The sequence below is a fragment of the Paraliobacillus quinghaiensis genome, assembly GCF_003426025.1.
In the GTDB taxonomy this organism is placed as follows: domain Bacteria; phylum Bacillota; class Bacilli; order Bacillales; family Amphibacillaceae; genus Paraliobacillus_A; species Paraliobacillus_A quinghaiensis.
This window is the reverse complement of the sequence record NZ_QJSH01000049.1, coordinates 1-5250: the sequence shown is the minus strand read 5'-3', so window position 1 is coordinate 5250 and position 5250 is coordinate 1. Positions and strand designations below refer to the sequence as shown.

Genomic DNA, 5250 nt, shown 5'->3' with positions numbered 1-5250 from the left:
GAAATGGGGACTTAAGGATATGAACATCCTCTACCAGATAAGATACTCAAAAGGTTGAACCGCCGTATACGGATCCGTACGTACGGTGGTGTGAGAGGTCGGGGCTGTGAAGCCCCTCCTACTCGATTTCGACTTGAGCTGTCCCCACTGGAGTCTCACCCATTTGCTTCCTGCGCTAGTTAGAGGAACTAATCATGGTATGAGGTACTAACACTCAACGAGTTAGACTGTAATGCGCTATCAAATTTTAGACTATCTAGCGGATCAAATGAAATTGGTGACACTCCTTGAAAATAAAAACCGATTTTCTGCGTGCGATGTCAATTCATTGAGCATGCCTTGTCCTGCAGGAACAGCGCGAGCTGAAGATCCACTCGGAGGTGGTTTTTGAGGTGGTTTTTGGGCCTACGGTTACTCGGCCCACCGAAAACATTTGCTTCCGAATTAGCTGAAGCCGTGCCTGCGGAAAGGGAATCAATTTCATTTGAGAAGCGGTAACTCACGTTACAAGTTATTGTGCATTTTATATCAAATCTGAATAAAGAGTAAGGTTTAACTTTCTATTACGTACGTACCACCTACTATGTCGTGAATTGCTCTTTTATCTTCTCGAAAGATGACCATAAAAGTACTTACTACTAGTGATATTCCAAGCGTGATGATACCAATAAGGTGGAAACCAACAAGCTCTCTTAAAAACGTATTGGAAAGTTTAACTTTGTGTCCATCTTTTTGTATTAACTTGATATTACAAATTCTTTTTCCAATAATATACCCACTCCATATTAAAGGTACGATAACCAAGTATAGTGTATAAAAGAAATCCCACGCCACTCCTTTTTCGAAATTAATACTATATTCACCTGTAAAAATATAAAACAAACCACCAATTAAAATCGTAAGAATCATAACATCTAAAAACCTAGCTAATAATCTTTTTCCAAATCCAGCGTAATTATTCAAAAGCACTCTCTCCTTTGTTTAGTAACCGTATATACTTTGAAGCCAATACTACTCCAACTAACCCCTTCATAGTGTTTAATTCCAATATTAGGTATAATTAAAGTGTAATAGAAATGATTTAAAGTAGCAACTCAATACATGTAGCTTTTGTTCTGAATTTTCTCGAGATTAATTACTGTTTTCGATACCTAACGGAACCTGTGAGAGACAGCATGCTTTTTTTCTATTATAATAAGGGGAAAGTTAGCAACGGAGGGGTTAGTATGTTTAAAAAAATTGCATTTGTTGGTGCTGGTTCAATGGCAGAAGCGCTGATTGCTGGAATTGTGAAATCTGGGGTATTAGAGCCAAATCAGATTTACGTTACAAATAGATCAAATCAGACAAGGTTACAGGAGTTAACACAGTTGTATGCTATACAATCTACCTCTGATACAGAAACTGCTATATCTGGTGCTGAGGCAATTTTTCTAGCGATGAAACCGAAAGATGTCGTTGGAGCATTAGCTGAAATAAAGCCATTTGTCTCAAAAGATAAAGTAATTATTTCAATTCTTGCTGGAACAGAGACGAAATTTATTGCAGATCAACTTGGAATGGACCTTTCGGTAATTCGAGCGATGCCTAATACATCAGCAACAATCGGTTATGGTGCGACAGGATTAACTAAAGGGGCATTTGTGACAGAGGAACAAATACAACTAGCTAGAACATTATTTGAAACAGTTGGAACGGTAACAATAGTAGATGAAGAACAAATGCATACTGTAACAGCTGTAGCAGGAAGTGGACCTGCCTACTTTTATTACATAGTAGAGGCAATGGAGGAAGCAGCCAAAAAAGGTGGGCTAAATCAAGTAGATGCCAAGGAATTAATCTACCAGACTATTTTAGGTGCAGCAGAAATGCTCAAACAAACTGATGATGAACCTGCGTTATTACGTAAAAAAATTACTAGTCCAGGTGGTACAACAGAGCGGGGGATAAAGACATTAGAAGAACATAGTGTGAAAGAGGCAATAGAGGCTGCTGTTTATCAAGCGTCAAATCGTTCAAAAGAATTAGGAGAAAATTAAAATAAGGGGCACTTTATTAAAAGCGCCCCATGTTGTATTTATTTAATTAATCGTGTTTCCCATTTTCGTGACTGTTGAATGAAATGACCGACTTTATCTAATACGGATTCTACAGCATTTTGATCATTTATCAGATCATAATCTGCAATATTAATGCGAAGTATAGGGCAAGAATTAAAGCTATTTATCCATTTTTCATAACGTTCGTGCATTTCCTGCCAATAAGCAAGTGGAGTCTGTTGCTCCATTGGACGGCCACGGTTTTTAATGCGATCTACTACATCATCAAATGAGCCTTCTAAATAAATTAATAAGTCCGGATGAGGAAAATAAGGTGTCATCACCATTGATTCAAACAAACTACTGTAAGTTTCATAATCAACTGGTGTCATTGTTCCCTTTTCGTGATGCATCTTTGCAAAAATACCAGTATCTTCATAGATCGAACGGTCTTGAATAAATCCACCACCATATTCAAAAATACGCTTTTGTTCCTTAAAACGTTCTGCTAAGAAGTAGATTTGTAAATGAAAGCTCCAACGTTCAAAGTCAGCATAAAATTTATCTAAATATGGATTAGTATCGACTTTTTCTAACGATGTACGGAAGTTAAGTGCATTGGCCAAAGCATTAGTCATTGTTGACTTACCAACACCAACAGTTCCAGCTATTGTAATGACACTGTCGTGAGGAATTTGATATTTCTCTCGTAAATTCATCGGATAATTTCTCCTTTATTGATTTGTTGTTGAACTTGACTGAGTATTAGATCTAAATCATCTTGATGTTTAATAAAATCAAGTTGGTCACCATCAATCCGGATTACGGGAATTTCTGGGTGTTGTTTTTCGAAATCCGCCATGAATGTTTGATAGTCTTGTTTCAGTTGCTGCAAATAAGACGCTTGAATATTTTTTTCAACCTCACGTCCACGTAATGCAATTCTAGCTAGAAGTGTATCAAGACTAGCATCTAAATAAATCATCATGTTTGGTTTTGGCATATCATTCGTTAAGATATGATAGATTTGATGATATTTCTCAAATTGCTTTTGTTGTAATGTACGTTTAGCAAAGATCATATTTTTTGAGATATGATAATCAGCAATCACGGGCTTATCTAATGCTAGATAGTGATTATCAATATCTTCTAGCTGTTTGAATCGATTACACAGAAAGAACATCTCTGTTTGAAAACTCCACTCATCTATATCATCATAAAATTTCCCCAAAAAAGGATTTTCTTCTACAATTTCTTTCAATAAATGTAGTTGAAAATGGCTTGCGATTTTTCTGGACAAAGATGTCTTACCAACTCCAATAGGGCCTTCTACTGCTAAAAAGGGTACTTGGTGCATACAATTTCCTCCTATAAAACATTTGTTACCGGTTCGTGCATAACAAAATTGACAATCACTATTCTATCACATTTTGTCGCAAATTAGATAATGTAATATTTTTGGAAGTATGTAAAAAATGGTAGGTTAATCTATAATAGATTGTATTAAGTGATTGTTTCTAATGACAGATACAAATCAAATAAAACTCACTTCTTTATCGTCAAAAGGTGGCTGTGGCTGCAAAATAGGCCCTGCAGATCTAGCGCAAGTATTACGAGAGTTACCATCGACTTTACCAAATCCAGACTTACTTGTTGGTTTAGATACGAGTGATGATGCTGGTGTTTATCGATTAAATGATGAAATGGCACTCGTCCAAACTGTGGACTTTTTTACGCCAATTGTTGATGATCCCTATTCATTTGGGCAGATTGCTGCAGCAAATGCTATCAGTGATGTTTATGCGATGGGTGGAAAGCCCTTAACAGCGCTAAACATTGTTGCATTTCCTATCGCAAAATTAGATAAACAAATCTTAACAGATATATTACGTGGTGCAGGTGATAAGTTGAAAGAGGCAGGTGTTACGCTAGTCGGTGGTCACTCAATTGATGACAAAGAACCAAATTTGGTCTTGCTGTAACAGGCCTTGTCCATCCTGATAAAGTACGCACAGGAGCAAAACCAGGCGACAAAATTATTTTAACGAAACCTATTGGTGTAGGAATTTTCACAACAGCGATTAAAAATAATTTACTATCTGAAGACGAGACGGAACGTGTAATACAGGTAATGGCAACGTTAAATAATACAGCGGCTGAGGTAATGGAGCCTTATACTGTTCATGCATGTACAGATGTAACGGGTTTTGGTTTACTTGGTCATGCATTGGAAATGGCAAAAGGGAGCAATACAGGTATACATATTTATAAACAGGAATGCTTAGAATCTTTTAAAAGTATTAAAAGGCGCATTCATACTCCAAATGCTAATCAAATTGAAGCAGATTTACGATAATTTGGCAGAACGCACCTTATTTCAATGAGGTGATGAATGCCAAAGGTCTATTTCTTTTTTTTATTTAAAAAATAAGTGTTTTAAAGCGATTTTCAAACACTTGTTCGGTATAATGAAAACAAGGAGGTGAAAAAATGGCAACAAAGACCATGATAGTAAGGCTTCAAGATGTAACAAAGAAAAAACACAAACTCTTCGTACAAGAACAAACAGAGTTTGCTGCTTGTGTTAATGATTGTGTAAAACGTCTTCATAACGGTGAAAATCTATCCTCTAAAAATGTGAATTTTAATTTAAAATCTGCCATTAAAAATGAAGCGATTCGTCGTGCTAGAAAAGCTATTTCAGATTTTAAAAAAGGAAAGGCTAAAACGCTTCCTATATTTAGAAATTCACTTGGTGTTAAAATTAATAATCAAAATTGGAATAGCATTGAAAAAAACGGAAAATGGTATATTGCTTTCACATCGAATTTAGGAAAGAAAAGCATTCCTGTCGTAGAAAGCGAAGATGTAAAAATCTATTTTCCTTTTCTATTAAAAGAAAACAAAGAGAACCGTGGAACAATGGAATTGTTCCGAAAAGGAAGAGAATGGTATATTGCTATCCCCATCCAAGTAAGTTCTGAATTGGAATTCAAAGAAACTATGAAGGACTTTGTCGATTATACACCTATAGGTGTAGATTTAGGTCTTCGTCACCTTGCGGTTCTTTCAGAACCTACTAGCGGAAAAAGACAATTTTTTTCAGGAAAAGAAGTCGGATATAAGCGACGTCACTTTCGTTCCCAGCGCTGTTCGTTAGGAAAGAAAAAGGCACAGCGTGCTATTGAACGCATTGGTAAAAAAGAAAGTC

General features: G+C 36.2%; 6 protein-coding genes and 1 pseudogene. 4 read left to right on the top strand and 3 right to left on the bottom strand.

The window, feature by feature from the left end; genetic code table 11:
- Positions 1 to 232: 232 nt before the first annotated feature.
- On the top strand, positions 233 to 391 hold the full coding sequence (locus D2K40_RS16505; protein ID WP_162879258.1) for a hypothetical protein: 159 nt from the start codon (positions 233 to 235) through the stop codon (positions 389 to 391).
- Positions 392 to 552: 161 nt separating this feature from the next.
- Here the strand turns inward: D2K40_RS16505 and D2K40_RS16000 are convergent, their stop codons facing one another.
- A complete protein-coding gene (locus tag D2K40_RS16000) occupies positions 553 to 963 on the bottom strand; it encodes an RDD family protein (protein WP_229666807.1) in 411 nt (136 codons plus the stop codon).
- 263 nt (positions 964 to 1226) lie between these two features.
- On the opposite strand from D2K40_RS16000, the gene proC reads away from it, so the two are divergent.
- The gene (gene proC / locus D2K40_RS15995) at positions 1227 to 2039 is read left to right on the top strand and encodes a pyrroline-5-carboxylate reductase (protein WP_117157334.1); all 813 of its coding nucleotides are present in this window, start codon (positions 1227 to 1229) and stop codon (positions 2037 to 2039) included.
- A 38-nt stretch (positions 2040 to 2077) separates the two neighbouring features.
- On the opposite strand, the gene D2K40_RS15990 is transcribed toward proC, so the two are convergent.
- Positions 2078 to 2758, bottom strand: a complete 681-nt coding sequence (locus D2K40_RS15990; protein WP_117157333.1) for a deoxynucleoside kinase — start codon at positions 2756 to 2758, stop codon at positions 2078 to 2080.
- On the bottom strand, positions 2755 to 3396 hold the full coding sequence (locus tag D2K40_RS15985; protein ID WP_117157332.1) for a deoxynucleoside kinase: 642 nt from the start codon (positions 3394 to 3396) through the stop codon (positions 2755 to 2757). Before D2K40_RS15985 ends, D2K40_RS15990 begins: the two co-directional genes overlap by 4 nt.
- A gap of 163 nt (positions 3397 to 3559) precedes the next feature.
- Between D2K40_RS15985 and selD the strand changes: the two are divergent.
- A pseudogene (selD, locus tag D2K40_RS15980) lies at positions 3560 to 4305 on the top strand (selenide, water dikinase SelD); the annotation flags it as partial.
- 224 nt (positions 4306 to 4529) lie between these two features.
- A partial coding sequence (locus D2K40_RS15975; RefSeq protein ID WP_162879257.1) for a hypothetical protein occupies positions 4530 to 5250 on the top strand: 721 nt, incomplete at its 3' end.